We start from the raw sequence: 17,159 nt of genomic DNA, 5'->3' as shown, positions 1-17,159 counted from the left end.
GCTCAGGTTGTCTCTCCGCTGGCCGGCCCAGCGAACAGCCGGGTCTGCAGCTCCTCGTAGCTGGCCTCAAACGGGCAGCCCGCCGCGGCCGGGCAGCCCGGACAATGGCGCCCGGCGCCGAAGCGCTCCAGGTTGGCGCGGTTGAACAGGTAGGGCTTGCTGCTGAAGCTGCTGGCCACCCACTGCCAGCTCAGGTTGTTGCTGGCGGGATCACCGTCGAGCAGGTGGCGCAGGAACCAGCGGGCCCCAGCCTGCCAGCGCACCCGGCGCCAGTGCACCACGTAGGCGGCCAGCCACATCCGGACGTGGTTGTGCAGCCAGCCGGTGTCGATCAGCTGGCGCGCGAAGGCGTCGATGCAGGCCAGGCCGCTGCGGCCCTTGCGGATGTCGTCCGGCAGGTCTCGGGCGTAGGCCTCCTCCGGGTGGCCGGTCTTGAGGGGCTCCAGGTTGTCCCAGATGCGATCCCCCAGCCGGCGCCGGAGCCGCTGCCAGTAGTCGCGCCAGGCCAGCTCCTGCAGCAGCTTCTCGCTCACCGGCCCTGGCCCCCTGGTCATTCGTCGCTGCACCGTGTCGCGCACCTGCGCCAGGGTCACCACCCCGTGGCGGATGTAGGGGGAGAGACCGCTCACGGCTCCGTCCAGGTGGTTGCGGCTGGCGGCGTAGCGCACAGGATCCATGGCCTCCAGGGCTGCCCGGGCCGGCTGGGAGCCCCCACGGATCGGGCTGGCGCCGCCTTCGGCCCAGGGAAAGCGTGCCGCCAGCTCTCGCACCAGGGCGTCGCGGTCGCTGAAGGTGCGCGGCAGATCGCCACTGCCGGGCTGCAGGGGCGGCGTGGATTCTGAAACGGGAGCGCTGGGCGTCATCAGTGGCTGTGGGGCGCGGCCTGGTGCCGCCGGATGCGGTGGAGGAGAATCCCCCCACTGTCCTCGGCCGGCACTCGGCACCTCTCCCATGCTCCTCGATCTGCGCGGCAAGAAGGCCCTCGTCACGGGCATCGCCAACAACCGCTCGATCGCCTGGGGCATCGCCCAGCAGCTGGCGGCGGCCGGCTGCGAGCTGGGGGTCACCTACCTGCCGGATGAGAAGGGTCGCTTCGAGGCCAAGGTGCGCGAGCTCACCGCGCCCCTGAACCCCAGCCTGTTCGAGCCGCTCAACGTGCAGGACCCGGCCCAGATCGAAGCGGTGTTCGAGCAGGTGAAGCAGCAGTGGGGCTCGATCGATGTGCTCGTGCACTGCCTCGCCTTCGCCGGCAAGGATGAACTGATCGGCAACTACTCCGACATCAGCCCCGAGGGTTTCGCCCGGGCTCTGGAGGTGAGTGCCTACTCCCTGGCCCCCCTCTGCCGTCACGCCAAGCCCCTGTTCAGCGAGGGGGCCAGCGTGATCACCCTCAGCTACCTGGGCGCCGAGCGGGCGATCCCCAACTACAACGTGATGGGCGTGGCCAAGGCGGCCCTGGAGGCCTCGGTGCGCTACCTGGCCGCCGAGCTGGGCCCCCACAATCAGGTGCGGGTGAATGCCATCAGCGCCGGGCCGATCCGCACCCTGGCAAGCTCCGCCATCGGCGGCATCCTCGAGATGATCCACAACGTGGAGGAGAAGGCTCCGCTCAAGCGCACCGTCACGCAAGACGAGGTGGGCGCCACCGCCGCCTTCCTGGCCAGCCCGCTGGCGTCAGGCATCACCGGCCAGGTGATCTACGTGGATGCCGGCTACTGCATCACGGGGATGTGATCAGGGCCTCCAAGTGCATCGGCATCACCGCCCCCATCCAGTCGATCGTGGTGGTGTGCAGGTTGTAGAAAGCTGCTTCCACGCTGAGGCGGCCGGCCCGCATCAGGTCGGTGAGCAGCACGCTGGAATCCACCAGGTTGCGGGCGGCATTGAGGGTGTGGTGGCGGGAGGCCTGATCCAGGTCTTGGTGGCCGCCGAGATTGATCAGCTCCATGCGCAGCTGACCCACCAGCTGGGCCAGGCTTGGGGTGAGCGTCAGCGCAGGGTTCAGGGCCGCCTCCACGGCGCCGCAGCGCTCATGGCCGAGCACCACGATCACGGGTACGCCCAGATGGGCCACGGCGTATTCCAGCGAGGCGATCGCCGCTGTGGTGGAGAGGGTGCCGGCGTTGCGCACCACGAACAGATCGCCGAAGCCCGTGTCGAACAGCAGCTCCACCGGCACCCGGGAATCGGCGCAGCCCAGCACCGCCGCGGTGGGATGCTGCCCCGTCTCCACCTCGAGCATGCGTTCGCGGCTGCTGTGGGGATGGAGCGACTCCCCGTCCAGGAAGCGCCGATGGCCGGCGCGCAGCTCGGAGAGCACCGCCTGGGGAGAGTCGTTCACGCGGCGGGCGATCGGAGCCACTGATTGTGACCCGATACCGACGTCCGACTTCGGCATGATTGGTACAGTCCCGCGCCAACGCCCCGTGTCCTCTCCCCTGGACCTCGATCACGGCGGCCCCGGCGGCCGCAGCGGCAGCATCCACCGCGTCACCGGTGAAACCGACGTGCGGGTGCGGCTGGGTCTCGATGGCCGCGGCCGCTGCCGGGTCAGCACCGGTGTGCCCTTCCTCGATCACATGCTCCATCAGCTCGCCAGCCACGGCCTGCTGGATCTCGAGATCAGCGCCGAGGGCGACACCCACATCGACGACCACCACACCAACGAGGACGTGGGCATCGCCGTGGGTCAGGCCCTGGCCCAGGCCCTGGGCAGCCGCAAGGGCATCCATCGCTTCGGGCACTTCACCGCGCCCCTTGATGAGGCGCTGGTGCAGGTGGTGCTGGATTGCTCCGGCCGCCCCCACCTCAGCTACGGCCTGGTGATCCCGGGCCAGCGCATCGGCACCTACGACACCGAGCTGGTGCGCGAATTCTTCGTGGCGGTGGTGAACAACTCGGGCCTCACCCTGCACATCCGCCAGCTCGACGGCCTCAACTCCCACCACATCGTGGAGGCCTGCTTCAAGGCCTTCGCCCGGGCCCTGCGCCAGGCCGTGGAGATCGATCCGCGCCGCGCCGGCGAGGTGCCCAGCAGCAAGGGCGTACTGGAGCGGGCCGGCGCCCTTGGTTGAAGTCTGGGTGGCTGCGGGCGGCGAATCGCGTCGTCACACTCCGTTACGTGATGATGGAGGCATTCCCGCGTGAGTGATCGATGACCATCGCCCCCAGTCGACCCGAGCCCGGCAACCCCGCGGCCGCTGGCTCCACGCCGGCCCAGGCCCCCGGCTACGACCGCGGCGACTGGGCCAGCGCCTTCCGCAATGTGGGCACGGAACTCACGGCCGTTCCCCTCACCGCCAGCAGCGGCACCATCCCGAGCGAGCTGAGCGGCAGCCTGTACCGCAATGGGCCCGGCCGGCTGGAGCGTGGCGGCCGCTGGGTGCACCATCCCTTTGATGGCGACGGCATGATCACCGCCGTGCGCTTTGCGGGCGGAGAGGCTCATCTCTCCAACCGCTTCGTGCGGACCGAGGGCTGGCTGGCGGAGGAGGAGGCCGGCAAGGTGCTCTACAGGGGCGTGTTCGGCAGCCAGAAGCCTGGGGGGCCATTGGCCAACGCCTTCGACCTGCGCCTGAAGAACATCGCCAACACCCACGTGGTGCGGCTGGGAGAGAAACTGCTGGCCCTCTGGGAGGCCAGCTCCCCCCACAGCCTCGATCCCACCACTCTCGAAACGGAGGGGGTCGAGCTCCTCGGGGGCGTGCTGGCCGATGGTGAGGCCTTCAGTGCCCATCCCCGCTTCGATCCCGGCCACCACGGCCAGCAGCGCATGGTCACCTTCGGGGTCAAGGCCGGCCCGCGCAGCACCATCCGCCTGATGGAGTTCGGCGCCGACCCCGATGCGGCTGCAGGGGACCTGGTGGCGGATCAGAAGCGCAGCTTCAACGGTTTCGCCTTCCTGCATGACTTCGCCATCACCCCGAACTGGGCGGTGTTCCTGCAGAACGCCATGAGCTTCAACCCGCTGGGGTTCGTGCTCGGCTGGAAGGGGGCTGCCCAGTGCCTGAGTTCAAAGCCTGGCGAGAGCGGCCAGTTCTGGCTGATCCCTCGCTCGGGCGAGGGGGAGCCTCTGCAGGTGCGTGCCCCCGAAGGCTTCGTATTCCACCACCTCAATGCCTTCGAGGATCCCGGCGCCGGCGTGGCCGGCCAGTTGGTGGTGGATTCGATTTTCTACGACGATTTCCCCTCGATCGGTCCTGACGTTGATTTCCGCGCCGTCGATTTCGACACCCTGCCCATCGGCCAGCTCAAGCGTTGCCGCATCGACCTGGCCAGCGGTGAGGTGAGCACGGAGCTGCTGGAGGAACGCTGCTGTGAATTCGCCATGGTCAACCCCCGGCGGGTGGGCCTGGAGGCCCGCTACGCCTGGATGGCTGTCACCGAGCAGGAGCGGGGCAATGCCCCCCTGCAGGCGATCGAGAAGCTCGATCTGATCAGCGGGGAGCGCCGGATCTGGAGCGCCGCTCCCCGGGGCTTCGTGAGCGAACCCGTGATGGTGCCGCGCCCCCGGCCCGAGGCCGCGAGCGAGCAACCCGCCGAAGACGATGGCTGGATCCTCTGTGTGGTCTGGAACGGGGCGCGGTGCGCCAGCGACCTGGTGATCCTCAACGCTGCTGACCTCTCCGAGCAGGCGTTGCTGCCCATGCCCCTCGCCCTGCCCCACGGCCTGCACGGCAGCTGGACGGCCGCCTGATGAGACTGTTTTCCGGATTGAACAAGCTGCTGACGCTGCTGGGAGCACAGCTTTTGCTCTGGGTGTTCCTGCTGGGCCACCCCGGCACCGCTCAGGCCTCCCTGCTGCATTTCAGCGGCGTGCCTCCCGCGGATCTGGGCCTGCGCGACGGACTGCTGCGGCCCTGCGCCAGCCCCGCCCACTGCGCCCGCCAGGACTGGCCGCTGGCCGATCCAAAAGCTGCCCTTCAGCAGCTGGCGCTGGAGCTGGAGGCCATTCCGGGGATGGAGATCGAAGCCAGCTCTGGCTCCCCCGAGCTCAGCTACCTCCATGCCACCGCCGAGAGTCAGCTGTTCGGCTTTGTCGATGATCTGGAACTGGCCGTGGATCCCTCCGGGTCCAGCCTCCAGGCCCGCTCGGAATCCCGCCTGGGCGATTCCGACCTGGGCGTCAATGCCCGCCGGCTGGATCAACTGCGCTCCAGCCTCAATCCTGGCTGAGCTCAGAACATCGGTGCCGCCTGATGGGGGGGCGGCTGGCTACTCGGGCGGCGGCTGCGGCGCCACAGGTGCTGTTCCCGCACCTGCCGATCCCGCGGGCTGTGGGGGTACGGGTGTGGGTGGATCAGGGGGGGTGGCTTGCTGTGGGGGCAGTGGCAACACACCTTCGGGGGGTTCGGGATTGGGCGCGGTTTCCGGTCCCACCACTTCCACCGCCGAGCGCTCCACCACCAGGCGAAAGCGCAGATCCTGGCGTTCGTTGATCAGTTTCTGCACTTCCGCCACCTGCTTCGGGCTGGGCACATCCGGCCGGCTGGCCCGCACCACCACCCGGATCAGGGGCGGATTCTGGTCCCAGTCGATGGTCATCCCATCGAGCTGGGCCTCCTGGCCCAGGGTCACGGTCTCGCGGACCAGCAGGTTCTGGATCGTGTCCTGCAACTGGCGTTGCAGGGTCTGTTGCCGGCCCCGTTGGACCAGATCGAGAAAGCTGCTGGTCAGGGGAACCACCAGCACCGCCGTCAGGGAGAGGCTGATCAGGCTGAGCCGGCTGCGGCGTATGTGGTGCCGCAGCCCCGGCCCGGATTTGGCCAGCACCACCAGGCAACCGCTCAGGATGCCCAGCAGGTTGGTGAGGTAGAGCAGGCCGGCTCCCAGGGCCAGGCTCCACTGGTTGGCGGAGAGCAGAAGACCCATCACGCACACCGGCGGCACCAGGGCCACGGCAATGGCCGTTCCGGCGAGCGACGAGACCGCCTCGCTGCGCAGCTTGGCGTAGGCAGCGATCCCACCGGCCACCAGGGCGATGCCCAGGTCAAGCAGATTGGGGCTGGTGCGCGAGAGCACCTCGTTGCCGAAATCCGGCAGGCCAGCGAGTTTGCCCAGCAACAACGACAGGCTGACTGTGATCAGCGCCCCCACGAACAGGGTCACCAGCCCCTGCGCCACCATCGGCAGACGCCCCCGCAGGATGCCGAAGGAGGTGGCCCGCAGCGGCGTGATCCAGGGGGCGATGATCATGGCCCCGATCACCACGGCGGCACTGTTGGCCAGCAGGCCGAGGCTGGAGATCAGGGCGGAGCCGAGGGTGAGCACGATGAACACCTGATCCAACCGGGCGTCCTCGCGGAACTCCATCAGCAGGCGTCGCATGCGCTGACGCGGCACGGCACGCGCCTCCCTCGGCACGGAGGGCCTGGTCAGAAGCCAGCGCTCTGGTGTCATGAGCCCCAGGTTCGGCGGCACGGAGCGATCAGTCCCGGTTGGGAATGGGGCGGTGCGATGGCGACGAGCCGATCAGGGGCGGCAACTGTAAGCGCTATTTCGGCTCAGCACTGTTGCTTCTTGCCCCGGGGAGCCGCGCCGGCCTGAGCAGGGGCGAGGCTGGAGACCTTCACCGCATCGGCGTCCCGTGCAAGTGGTGCTGCCCCAGCTGATCGTGGCCCTGCTGGGCCTGTTGCTGATCGTCCTGGCCGTGCGGCTGGCCCAGCACGTCATCACCCGCAACCTCAGGGATTCGGACAGCCGCTACTACGGCCGCAAGCTGATCACCTTCGGGGGCTATCTGGCGGGGATCCTGCTGGTGTCGATCGTCTACCGCGATCGCCTTGTGGGCTTGACCGTGGCGATCGGCGTGGCCAGCGCCGGCATCGCCTTCGCGCTCCAGGAGGTGATCGGCAGCATTGCCGGCTGGATCGCCATATCCTTCGGTGGCTTCTACAAGCCAGGCGATCGTGTCCAGCTCGGCGGAATCAAGGGTGATGTGATCGACATCGGCATTCTCAGGACAACCATGATGGAGCTGGGTGAATGGGTGGATTCCGATCTCTACAGCGGCCGGGTGGTGCGGATCGCCAACAGCTTCGTGTTCAAGGAGCCTGTCTTCAACTACTCCGGCGACTTTCCCTTCCTCTGGGACGAAATCAAGGTGCCGGTCAAGCACGGCAGCGATCATCACCAGGCCCGAGCGATTCTCGAGAAGGTGGTGAATGATCTCTACACCGATGAGTTGATGTTGGCCTCAAGCCAGGCCTGGAACCAGCTGATCCGGCGCTATCTGATTGAACCCGCCAGCCTCGAGCCGGCCATCAGCCTGGTGGTGACTGACAACTGGCTGGCCTACACGGTGCGCTACATCGTGGATTGCAAGCGCCGGCGCCTCACCAAGGACCTGCTTTACACCGCCATCCTGGATGCGTTTCAGGCCAGTGGCGGCCGGGTCAGCATCGCCTCCACCACGGTGCAGCTGGTGGAGGCGCCCCCGCTGGAGGTTCGGCTCCGTGACGGGCGTGAGGCGTCAGGGCGCTGAGAGGCGTTCCCGGATTCATGGGGCTGCCATGATTCTTGGCTTTATGGGCACGATGGCCATGGGGCGTGCCAGGACCCGTCACCGGGTGTTGACCCTGCTGCTGGGTGTGCTGCTGGGCCTTGGTTTCGTCTTCACGCCGGCGATCGCCTCGCCAGCCCAGCTCCCCACGCCGGAGAGCGTTCCGCAGTACTGCGCCAATCCCTCGGCGTGGATCCGTCTGGACGGCAAGAACGTGCTGGAGATTCGCTCGGCCCCGGGTGCCCAGCAGCTCTCGGCCTTCGCCGCCCGCGGCAGCAGGACCCTGGCGCAATGGACCTCCGACTTCACTGTTCAGCCCGAGCAGATCGTGTTGAAGGAGGAACCTCCTTACACGCTGATCGGCGTCAAGCGTGGATCCACCTTCGCCGCCTCGATGGCGGTGGATGATCGCGGCAGTGCCTGCTTCGGGCTCAAGCGCCAGGAGCTGGCGACGCGCTATCGCGACAGCCTTCGCCGGGCGCTGAGCGACTACCGCCGGAGCCACACCCAGGACTCCTGGTTGCGGGGCACGGCCTTGGCCCTGCTGGTGCTTGGGGTCTACGTGCTCTGGTTGCACCTGCAGACGCTGTTGCGTGGGCGCATCCAGGGCTGGATCGACGAGCAGGAATCGGGGTTGTTCCTGCGTGTGCAACGACGCATTGGCCAGCTGCTGGATCCAGCTCAGATCCGCTCGGTGCTGCAGGCGCTGCTGCGGCTGATCCACTGGGGGCTGTTGCTGCTGGTCAGCTACCTGCTGATCCCACTGTTGCTGGGATTCTTCCCGCCCACTCAGGGAATCGCCGAAGGGTTGCGCGGCCAGATTCTGGAGCTGGTGGGAAACCTGCTGGCCGGGGTCCTGGCCACCATCCCGAATCTGTTCTCGATCCTGGTGATCATCGTGATCGCCACGGGGGTCGGACGGTGCAGCAACGCCTGGTTCAAGGCCCTCGATCGCGGGCGGGTCCGTATTCCTGGGTTCTACCAGGAGTGGGCCATGCCCACGGCGCGACTGGCCACGATCCTGATCGTCCTGGCCAGTGTGGTGCTGGCCTACCCCTACATTCCGGGCTCCAGCAGCAAGGCCTTCCAGGGGGCCGGCCTGCTGCTGGGTGCACTGGCGGCTCTCGGCTCCAGTGCCATCGCCACCAACATCATCAGCGGGCTGATGCTGATCTACACCCGGGCCTTTCGCAAGGGAGATCGGGTGGAGATCAACGGCACCATCGGTGTGGTGCAGGACCGAGCCCTGCTGGTGACTCTGATCAAGACACCCCGCAACGAACTCGTGAGCATTCCCAATGCCACGGTGATCTCGGCCTCCATTCTCAATTTCAGCTTCTCCCGCCGGGAGATCTCCAGGCCCGTGGCCATTGCCACCACCGTCACCATCGGCTACGACGTGCCCTGGCGTCGGGTTCATGAGCTGATGCTCGCCGCCGCCGACAGCGTCGAGGGCATCACCGACGAGGTCAGTCCCTCTGTGCTCCAGACCTCCCTCAACGATTTCCACATCAGTTATGAGCTGAATGCTTTCGTCAGGGATGTGGACAGCTATCGCCAGACCCTCTCGGATCTATTGGCGGCCCTGCAGGATCAGTTCGCAGCGGCGCAGGTGGAGATTCTCTCGCCGGGATATCACGCGATCCGCAGTGGTCGGGCCAGCACGCTGCCGCCCACCTACGGCACTCCCTGATCCGGTGGCGCGACCGGGGATTCACCGGCGCGGCCGGCCAGCAGGGCCTGGAGCCCCGCACTGAGCTCAGGCGGCAGGGCAAGTTGCAGACTCTCGCCGCCCAGATGCAGATCCCGCTGGGGGAAGGGGATCGTGATCTCTCGGCGGCGGAGAAGGGCTTCGATCCGGTAGTTGAGATCGCTGATGATCTCGTACTGGCGCATGGGTTGGTTGATCCAGACCAGCAGGGAGAAGTCGAGGGAGCTGTCGCCGAAACCGGTGAAGAACACACTTGGTTTGGGCTCCTGGAGAATGCCGGAATAGCCTTTGCACGCTTCCACCAGGGCATTACGCACCGCGTTGCAGTCTGAGCCGTAGGCCACCCCCACGGGCAGGATCAGGCGGGAGGTGGGACTGCCATGGCTCCAGTTCACCACCTGGGATTCAAGGAATTCCGAGTTCGGCACGATGATCGAGATCCGATCCAGGGTCACCACCTCGGTGCTGCGCAGGCTGATCTTCTGAACGGTGCCCTGAAGCTCGCCGATCTCCACGAAATCACCCACCTGAATCGGCCGTTCGAAGATGATGATCAGGCCACTGATGAAATTCTTGGTGATTCCCTGCAGTCCAAGGCCCAGGGCCACGCCGAACACACTGGCGAACAGGGCCAGGGAGCTCAGGTTGAGCCCCCAGAGCTGAAGCAGCACCAGCGAGCCGACGAACAGCAGGGCGTACTGCAGCACGAAGGCGATCGCTTCCTGGTTGCCCTTGCCGATCCCGGTGTACTGAAGAATGCGGGTGCGCAGCATCCGTCGCAGCATTCCCAGCCCATTGGCCAGGGCCAGGAACAGGGTGATCAGCACGATCACATCCAGCACCGAATAGCTGCGCTCCCCCAGGGGCAGGAAGGGGGAGGCGAGGCTGTCGGAGAGGGCGCCACGCAGCCGTTGCAAGCCCATCCGACTGATCGGAAACAGGTCGGCCACGGTTCCGGCCACGCTGATCCAGAGCGCTGCCTGCAGCACTCGCAGCAGTCCCCTGAGCAGGAGGCCCGTGCCCCCGGGGTTCTCCTTCTTGTTGCCGTCGGGGCCAGGTTGCGGCCAGGCCTGCGTAAAGGCCCGCCGGAAGAAGGTCCCCAGCAGGCGCTGCAGCAGGAAGGCCCCCAGCAGCAGCAGCAGCGAGCGCAACAGCATGCTGCGGATGTAGGTGGGCTTGCGCTGGAGCCGCGCTTGCTCGAGGGCCTCCTCCAGGCGACGGCGCCAGGCTTCCGCCTGCTCCTCCAGGCTCACCCCCTCCGGAGCGTCCAGGCGGGTCACCGTCAGCAGGGAGGTGCCGTTGAGGGTGATCACCGGCAGCTCGTTGCGTTCCACCACCTCAATCACGGCCGCCCTGGGGGTCTCGGCGGCGCGCTGGAGCAGCCCATTGGCCGCGTCGACCCGTTGCTCGGCGCTGAAGTCCTTCGACGTGCGCACCTGAAACAGGCCGTTGCCGTCCACCTCCACCTGAGCGGAGGGAATCTCGGGCGCCTCCAGGGATGGGGCCGCGGCGGGCAGGGCCACCAGCAAGGCCACGATCAGAAGAGCGCGCCAGAACCACCCCCGCCGATCAGGCCGGGCGTGGCTGAGCTGGCCCGCTGGCTTCGGGGTCATGGGCCGATGTCCTCCCCAGGTCCTGGCAACCTACCGAGGTCTGAACGCTGCACCTGCACCTCCGGGTTGCCGACCGGCCAAGGGTTGGCCCCCGGCTCCAGCCTCTCGGCGAGGTAGTGCTCCACCGCCCGCTCGATGTTGCGGTGCATCCGCTCCTTCCCCAGGCGCTCGCCCAGCTCCGAGCGGCGGATCACCTCCAGCACCGTGGGGTTCAGCCCCGCCAGCCACAGGGAGATCCCCTCCCGCTCCAGACGCCGCTCCGCCTCGATGATCTTTTTCAGGGCGGAGTACTCGATGTCGATCACAGCGCTGCCATCGAGCACCACCACCCTCGGGTGGTGCCGATCCACCTCGGCGCGCATCCTCAGGAGCACGCCATGGGCGTTCGCGAAGAACAGGCGCCCCTCGGCCCGGAGCAGCAGCAGCCCCGGCCAGGTTTCATCGTGGGAATGCCGGGAGGACAGCGGCCGGAACACATCGGTGCCACGCTTGCGGCCGATGGCATACACCGGAGGGTTCACCTCCTGCTGCACCAGCGCCAGCAGGGAGAGGATCACCGCCACGAGGATGCCCTGGAGGGTTCCCAGGAACACCACCCCCAGGAAGGCCACCAGCGCCCAGCGGAATTCGATGTCGCGGACACGGCGGATGGCCAGAAACTCGCCCGGGGCGATCAATTCGAACGAATAGACGATCACCACCACCGCCAGGGCCGCCAGGGGCATCAGCGCGATCAAGGGGGCGAGCAGCAGCAGCGTGGCCAGTGCGGCTCCTGCCGTGACCAGCTCCGCCATCTGACTGTGGGCACCGGCCTGGCGGTTCACCGCCGTCTGGGTGGTGCCGCCGCCTGCCGCCATCGCCCCGAAGAAGCCGCCGCCGATGTTGGCCAGCCCGAGAGCCAGAAGCTCCCGGTCGGGTTGCGGAGAAGGTTCATCGCTGGCGCGGAAGGCCCGCGCGGCGGCGATGCTTTCAGTGAAACTCATCATGGCGATGCCGGCCGCCCCTGGCCAGAGACCACCGAGCAGATCCAGTCGGGGCAAACTCAGGGCAGGCAGCCCCCTGGGCACGGCGCCCACCAGCTCCACGCCGAAGCGATCGAGGCCCAGCAGGGCACAACCGGCGATCGCCACGGCCACCACCACCAGCGGCGCCGGCACCGACGGCAGCCCACGTTTCAGGCCGAAGAGCAGGCCGAACAGAGCCGCCGAGAGCAGCACCGTGGCCAGCGATGCCTTGGGGATCCCAACCAGCAGCGCAGCGAGGTCGCGAAAGAAGCCTTCCTTCTCCCCATGCAGCCCCAGCAGCTTGGGCAGCTGATCCACCACGATCACCAGACCGATGCCGGACTTGAAGCCCACCAGCACCGATTCGGAGATGAAGTTGGCGATGAAACCGAGCCGCAGCAGAGCCGCGCCGCAGAGCATGGCGCCCACCAGCAGGGCCAGGGTGGTGCTGGCCGCCACCAGGGCGCTGGGATCATCCAACGGCGAGAGCCGGTTCAGCTCGCTGCCCACCAGGATCGCCAGGGTGGTGGTGGTGCTCACGCTCAGGGGTCTGGAGCTGCCCAGCAGGGCGTACACCGCCATCGGCACCAGGGCTGTGTACAGACCCACCTGCACAGGGAGGCCGGCAATGGTGGCGTAGGCCATCGCCTTGGGCAGCACCACCGCGGCGGCGGTCAGTCCGGCCGCCAGATCCTCCTGCCCCAGTCCTCGCCGGTCGCCGCTGGGCAGAAGAGAGGCAGGAAACCGGGCCATGGAACTGGAGAAGTCGGACGATCGATCTGTGGTCAAAGGCAACGGCTTGCTGCCCGCTTTCAGTTCTGTTGTCAGGATGACAACAAAGCCCCTCACTGACTTGGAGTTCTTCAGCCATGCAACTCCACGTTCCATCTCCAGGACCCTTTGTTCCCCTTGCCCTGGCCGCGGCCACGCTCCTGAGCTGGGCGGCAATTCCGGCACCGGCTCGCTCGGAGCTGCTCTACAAACTCGAGACGGAGTGCAGCCTGAAGCGTGGGCCGGCCCAGCCCTGCAGCGTGGAGGCCACCAATGAAGAGGGAGCCACCCTCTACCGCCACACGATCGGCGAGAAGGAGGAGCTCATCAAAATCACCAGCACCCCCACCCGCATGAGCCTCTGGGATCCAGCGAGCAAGGCGTGGACCTATCTGAGCTCGGCGGGTGCCTTGTTCTCGACCAACACCATCTGCTTCAACGGCCGAGATCTCTGCGTCGTCAATGCCAATTATCTCAACAGCGTTGTGGAGGAACGGCCCGAGGCCACCGAGGGGAGAGATCTGATTCGGGTCAAATTCGGAGCGGATGGCCGGGTCGACCTCAGCTGCTACGACGAGGCCTGTGAGGAGGTGAACTGATGAAACGGCCCCTCTCAGTTTTCGGTGTGCTGCTGGCCGCGGTGATGGCCCTGCCGGCCACCCCCTCCCACGGGGCTTTGGAGTCAGTCCCCCCGGCCCTCGACACCAGCGAGCAGCTGGCCCAGAGGGGCGGCGGCAGGCGCTCCGGCGGGAGCCGGAGTCGTGGGGGAAGCCGGAGTCGCGGAGGGAGCCGCGGATCCTCGTCGAGGGGCAGAAGTGGCTTCAGGAATTCAGGCTCCAGCCTCAACCGCGGCTCGAGAAAACCGCGAAGCGGCTGGAGCAACACGTCGAGGCAGAGGGGTGGACCTTCGCTGAATCGCTCCTACCGGAGCGGGAGTGGCAACATCAACCGCAATGTGAATCGGAATCGGAATCGAGCGGTCAACCGGAATGTCAACCGGAATGTCAACCGCAATGTGAATCGAAATGTGAATCGAAATCGAACGGTCAATCGAAATTTCGATCGCCGTGTCGGCAGCCGGGGCTACAACTACAACCGGGCGAACAACAACTGGCGCCGCTACAACAGTGGTTACCGCTACCGGGGGGGGCTGGGCGCGGCCCGGCTGGGGCTACGCCCGTCCCTGGAACCACGGCTGGTATGGAGGTTGGTCGCGGCCCAACTGGGGTTGGTGGGGGGCGAGTGCAGCGGTCTGGGGCGTCACCACGCTGGCGACGGCCGCCATCATCAATTCGTCCGTCGATAACGCCGTGACCACCAAGACGGAGTACAGTACATCGTGGTGCCGAACACCGACTACCAGCTGTACTACGGATCAGTCCAACCCACCAACGACGATTCAGTGACCTTCCTGGTCAAAGCCGGTGATGGCGACTACCAGATCACGGCTGACTGCAAGGCCGGCACCCTCAACGGCCAGCAACCCGGCAATGCCTCCGAGGCCGAGCTGCTGAACGCCGTCTGTCAGGTGGCCTTCGGTTCGGTCTGATCGCCCGGAGCCTGCCTTGAAGCGCTGCACCCCTTGGCGTCTGGTTGTTGACCTGCTTGATGGTCAATAATGATCACGCGACTTCGGTGATCTCCCGCTCTTGCCATTTCAGAAACAGGGTGGAGACGATCACGGTGATCAACACATAAGAGAGGATGCCGGGAATCAGCTCAGGCATCCCTGGTTGATAGGTCAGGGCCAGTTGAGCCGCCAGGCCCGTGTTGCGCATCCCCGTCACCAGCGCCACCGTTCGACGCTCCAGCGGATCCCGTCCGGCCAGGCCATAGCCGACCGCCACGCTGAGCGCGCTGAGGCCGGCCATCGCGGCCAGGGCCAGCAGGTTCTGCTGGAGGAAGGGCACCAGCTGCCTGCCGCTCATCACCAGCAGCGCCACCAGCATCAGCAGCAGCAGCAGGGTGGCCAGGGCACCGAGAGCACGGCTGCAACGCTGGGCCAGCTGCGGCTGCCACTGCCCCAGAAGCACGCCGGCGATCACGGGCAGCACCTGCACCTGCAGCACCTGCATCGCCACCTGGGCCGGGTGGATCTCCCACCCGTCGATCTCCCACCCGTTAAGGGCGACGCTGGCCTTGAACACGACCGCCATCAGGGGAATGGTGAGGATGGCCAGCAGCGCCGCCGCGATCTGCAGCCGCGCCGCGAGCTCAGCGGTGCCGCCACTGCCGCGCACCCGGAACAGGATGAGCGGGGCGCTGGGACACACCAGCATCAGGGCCATGGCTGCCCAGGCAGGCCGTGTCAGCACCCCTTGCAAGGGCAGCAACACCAGCAGCAGCCCGGCCAGGGGCACCAGCAGGCAGGTGCCGAGCACCACGCGCCAGAGAAAGCCGGGGCGATCCCTCAGCAGCACGAACGGGTAGTCCTTCAGCCCCAGACCAAGGCTGAACATGAGCGTCACGATGGTGGCCGTGACCAGCAGCGCTGCAGACTGGGGCATGGGAGCTAGGTGACTGAGGTACCGGTCACCAGCAGGGCAAAGGCCGCTATGCCGATGATCGTGAGGGCAATGGCCGTGAAGACGGTGATCGAGCGCTGATCGACATAGACGAAGTCGTCGCGCCGAATCAGCTTGAGGGTGCGCAGATGCTGCCGGGTGGCTGCAGCCATGGCCAGAATTCCGATCAGAACGAAGCCAATCGCCACCAGACGCACGCTCATGCTGGCATGGTCACTGCCGTCGAAGCGGCTGCGGTTGATGGCGGCGATGATCTTGTCGAGACCGAAGCCGAAACTGATCAGTGACAGGCAGGTGCGGATCCAGGCCATCATCGTGCGCTCGGCGGCGGCCCGATTGCGCTCTTTAGCCAGTTCGTTGTTGAGATTTCCCATCAGTATGAGGTGGCTGTAGTGCCTGATGTCCGCTCACGTTCGGCATCCTTCAGCTTCTGCTCGGCTTCCACCTCGCGGCCGAGAAAGACGTTGAGAAAGGTTCGAATCACAGCCACCACCGCCAGCTTGATCAGATTCTCATTCGAAGGGGCCGTGGTGGTGGCGACGATGTCGGCCGCCAGCTGGAATTCCAGCGCCATCGACAGCCAGCTGCCGAACGTGAGCCGGGTGCTGTTGAAAGGTCGTCCCTGAGATTGGCCGTTGCGACGCAGGCGAAGACTCTGACGCAGGGTGACAAGGAACCCGATGGCCACACAGACAACGGAGACGCCTTCCAGCAGCAGCCGCAAACCCCCGGCGACCAGCTCGAGCAACTCCGTGAAGAGGACAGCAGGCACGGTTCAGCTCCTCACGATGCAACGAAAGCCCATGTGGCAGGTGGAGGTGTCGATGCCCTGGGCCATCCGGGCGGCAGGGCGGTAGCGGCGGCAGTAACTGGGGGCACACAGAAACGAACCGCCCTTCACCACCTTGCGCGGGATGGTGCCGTGCTGGGAGCTGGCGTCGATGCTCTCCTGCCGCGAGGCACCGCGGGGGTACTCGATCGTGCAGCAGCCCCCGGCCTGCTTGTGGGCCGCCACCATGGCGCCGTAGCCGGCGTACCAGTCGTCGGTCCACTCCCAGACATTGCCGATCATGTCGAGCAGGCCGTAGCCGTTGGGCGGAAAGCTGCCCACCGGCGAGGTGCGCTCCCAGCCATCGAGCAGGCTGTTGTGGTGCGGGAAGTCCCCCTGAAAGGTGTTGGCCATCGGCCGGCCGCCCGGATGGAGCTCCTCCCCCCAGGCGAACTCAGCCCCCTCCACTCCGCCCCGGGCGGCCCGCTCCCACTCGGCTTCGCTGGGCAGGGCCTTGCCGGCCCAGGCGGCGTAGGCCAGGGCATCCTCATGGGCCACATGCACCACGGGATGGTGGTCGCGGCTCTTGATCGAGCTGCCCGGGCCTTCCGGGTGGCGCCAGTTGGCCCCCTGCAGGTACTGCCACCAGCGGTAGGGGTCGCCGGTGCCGATCGGTCCGGGCGGAGGTACGAACACGATCGATGATGGAGCCAGCAGCTCCGGCAGGGCATCGGGATAGGCCGCCGGATCCGCCGGCCGCTCGGCCAGGGTCATGTGACCGGTGGCCTTCACGAACTTGCGGAACTGGGCGTTGGTCACCGGCGCGCGGTCGATCCAGAAGCCCTCCACTGCCACCCGGTGGGCCGGGGCCTCCTCGGGGTAGTGGTGGTCGGAGCCCATGGAAAAGTTGCCCCCCGGAACCCAGACCATGTCCCGGCTCGGCGGCCGGCCGGGGGGGCGGCTGCTTCGGCCGATCGGGGGAGGCAGGGCGGCGCCAGCTGGAGCCATCAGGGAAGACAGGCAACAACAAGATGTCGTTTCAGTGTGGTCCTGCTGGAGGCGAAAAGCTACGTCATCTCTGCCATCTGACACATGGGGCTGCAGCCTGATGCGTATCACGGCTGAACAAGACAAACCATTGGCTTGGCGCGTGCATGATGTGATAAGTGATGCCCTGGGGAAATAGGCATTCTCCCCGTGGCACGAGTCAGCAGCCGTGATCGGTGGCTTGGATCGGAAGGCCTCGGCCTGCCTTGCCCTGAACA

At 66.8% G+C, this 17,159-nt stretch carries 18 protein-coding genes; 9 read left to right on the top strand and 9 right to left on the bottom strand.

Annotated features, from left to right (window positions below):
* Window positions 1–2 precede the first annotated feature (2 nt).
* Window positions 3–863 carry an FAD-binding domain-containing protein gene (locus KQ297_RS03910; protein ID WP_259738268.1) on the bottom strand — a complete coding sequence of 287 codons (861 nt, stop codon included), beginning with the start codon at window positions 861–863 and terminating at the stop codon, window positions 3–5.
* 88 nt (window positions 864–951) lie between these two features.
* Here KQ297_RS03910 and fabI point away from each other — a divergent pair, with 88 nt between their 5' ends.
* Window positions 952–1,734 carry an enoyl-ACP reductase FabI gene (gene fabI / locus KQ297_RS03905; RefSeq protein ID WP_259738267.1) on the top strand — a complete coding sequence of 261 codons (783 nt, stop codon included), beginning with the start codon at window positions 952–954 and terminating at the stop codon, window positions 1,732–1,734.
* Here fabI and KQ297_RS03900 read toward each other — a convergent pair.
* A complete protein-coding gene (locus KQ297_RS03900) occupies window positions 1,721–2,341 on the bottom strand; it encodes a carbonic anhydrase (RefSeq protein WP_259738266.1) in 621 nt (206 codons plus the stop codon). The two genes, fabI and KQ297_RS03900, sit on opposite strands and share 14 nt — an antisense overlap.
* 85 nt (window positions 2,342–2,426) lie before the next feature.
* On the opposite strand from KQ297_RS03900, the gene hisB reads away from it, so the two are divergent.
* The 3 genes from hisB (at window position 2,427) to KQ297_RS03885 (ending at window position 5,175) form a co-directional block, all read left to right on the top strand.
* Window positions 2,427–3,074: an imidazoleglycerol-phosphate dehydratase HisB gene (hisB, locus tag KQ297_RS03895; RefSeq protein ID WP_259738265.1), complete on the top strand. Its 648-nt coding sequence runs from the start codon at window positions 2,427–2,429 to the stop codon at window positions 3,072–3,074.
* Window positions 3,075–3,154: 80 nt separating this feature from the next.
* Window positions 3,155–4,696, top strand: coding sequence for a carotenoid oxygenase family protein (locus KQ297_RS03890; RefSeq protein ID WP_259738264.1), 1,542 nt, complete (start codon window positions 3,155–3,157; stop codon window positions 4,694–4,696).
* Entirely contained in the window at window positions 4,696–5,175 is a 480-nt protein-coding gene (locus KQ297_RS03885) for a DUF1499 domain-containing protein (RefSeq protein WP_259738263.1), read from the top strand. Before KQ297_RS03890 ends, KQ297_RS03885 begins: the two co-directional genes overlap by 1 nt.
* 39 nt (window positions 5,176–5,214) lie before the next feature.
* Here the strand turns inward: KQ297_RS03885 and KQ297_RS03880 are convergent, their stop codons facing one another.
* Entirely contained in the window at window positions 5,215–6,342 is a 1,128-nt protein-coding gene (locus KQ297_RS03880; protein WP_311133980.1) for a DUF389 domain-containing protein, read from the bottom strand.
* A 250-nt stretch (window positions 6,343–6,592) separates the two neighbouring features.
* On the opposite strand from KQ297_RS03880, the gene KQ297_RS03875 reads away from it, so the two are divergent.
* Window positions 6,593–7,483: a mechanosensitive ion channel family protein gene (locus KQ297_RS03875; protein ID WP_259738262.1), complete on the top strand. Its 891-nt coding sequence runs from the start codon at window positions 6,593–6,595 to the stop codon at window positions 7,481–7,483.
* 28 nt (window positions 7,484–7,511) lie between these two features.
* Window positions 7,512–9,194, top strand: coding sequence for a mechanosensitive ion channel family protein (locus tag KQ297_RS03870; RefSeq protein WP_259738261.1), 1,683 nt, complete (start codon window positions 7,512–7,514; stop codon window positions 9,192–9,194).
* Here KQ297_RS03870 and KQ297_RS03865 read toward each other — a convergent pair.
* Together KQ297_RS03865 and KQ297_RS03860 are read right to left on the bottom strand one after the other, a co-directional pair.
* Entirely contained in the window at window positions 9,179–10,825 is a 1,647-nt protein-coding gene (locus KQ297_RS03865) for a mechanosensitive ion channel family protein (RefSeq protein WP_259738260.1), read from the bottom strand. The genes KQ297_RS03870 and KQ297_RS03865 overlap by 16 nt on opposite strands.
* Window positions 10,822–12,582, bottom strand: a complete 1,761-nt coding sequence (locus tag KQ297_RS03860; RefSeq protein WP_259738259.1) for a SulP family inorganic anion transporter — start codon at window positions 12,580–12,582, stop codon at window positions 10,822–10,824. The genes KQ297_RS03865 and KQ297_RS03860 overlap by 4 nt, the downstream gene beginning before the upstream one ends.
* A 116-nt stretch (window positions 12,583–12,698) precedes the next feature.
* Here KQ297_RS03860 and KQ297_RS03855 point away from each other — a divergent pair, with 116 nt between their 5' ends.
* The 3 genes from KQ297_RS03855 to KQ297_RS03845 all read left to right on the top strand — a co-directional run bounded on the left by KQ297_RS03855 (window position 12,699) and on the right by KQ297_RS03845 (window position 14,149).
* Window positions 12,699–13,199 carry a hypothetical protein gene (locus KQ297_RS03855; RefSeq protein WP_259738258.1) on the top strand — a complete coding sequence of 167 codons (501 nt, stop codon included), beginning with the start codon at window positions 12,699–12,701 and terminating at the stop codon, window positions 13,197–13,199.
* Window positions 13,200–13,627: 428 nt separating this feature from the next.
* Window positions 13,628–13,906: a hypothetical protein gene (locus tag KQ297_RS03850; protein WP_259738257.1), complete on the top strand. Its 279-nt coding sequence runs from the start codon at window positions 13,628–13,630 to the stop codon at window positions 13,904–13,906.
* Between the two features lie 33 nt (window positions 13,907–13,939).
* On the top strand, window positions 13,940–14,149 hold the full coding sequence (locus tag KQ297_RS03845; RefSeq protein WP_259738256.1) for a hypothetical protein: 210 nt from the start codon (window positions 13,940–13,942) through the stop codon (window positions 14,147–14,149).
* A 73-nt stretch (window positions 14,150–14,222) separates the two neighbouring features.
* Here KQ297_RS03845 and KQ297_RS03840 read toward each other — a convergent pair whose 3' ends face one another.
* The 4 genes from KQ297_RS03840 to KQ297_RS03825 are packed head-to-tail and all read right to left on the bottom strand — an operon-like array spanning window position 14,223 to window position 16,902.
* A complete protein-coding gene (locus KQ297_RS03840) occupies window positions 14,223–15,107 on the bottom strand; it encodes a sodium dependent transporter (protein ID WP_259738255.1) in 885 nt (294 codons plus the stop codon).
* 5 nt (window positions 15,108–15,112) lie between these two features.
* A complete protein-coding gene (locus KQ297_RS03835; protein ID WP_259738254.1) occupies window positions 15,113–15,499 on the bottom strand; it encodes a YidH family protein in 387 nt (128 codons plus the stop codon).
* Window positions 15,499–15,897, bottom strand: a complete 399-nt coding sequence (locus KQ297_RS03830) for a DUF1622 domain-containing protein (protein WP_259738253.1) — start codon at window positions 15,895–15,897, stop codon at window positions 15,499–15,501. Before KQ297_RS03830 ends, KQ297_RS03835 begins: the two co-directional genes overlap by 1 nt.
* 3 nt (window positions 15,898–15,900) lie before the next feature.
* Window positions 15,901–16,902: a formylglycine-generating enzyme family protein gene (locus KQ297_RS03825; protein ID WP_399251137.1), complete on the bottom strand. Its 1,002-nt coding sequence runs from the start codon at window positions 16,900–16,902 to the stop codon at window positions 15,901–15,903.
* Window positions 16,903–17,159: the final 257 nt, after the last annotated feature.

The sequence above is a fragment of the Synechococcus sp. CS-205 genome (assembly GCF_025128255.1).
Lineage (GTDB): Bacteria > Cyanobacteriota > Cyanobacteriia > PCC-6307 > Cyanobiaceae > Regnicoccus_A.
Note: the sequence above shows the minus strand (reverse complement) of the source record. Positions and strands in the feature narration are given on the sequence as shown.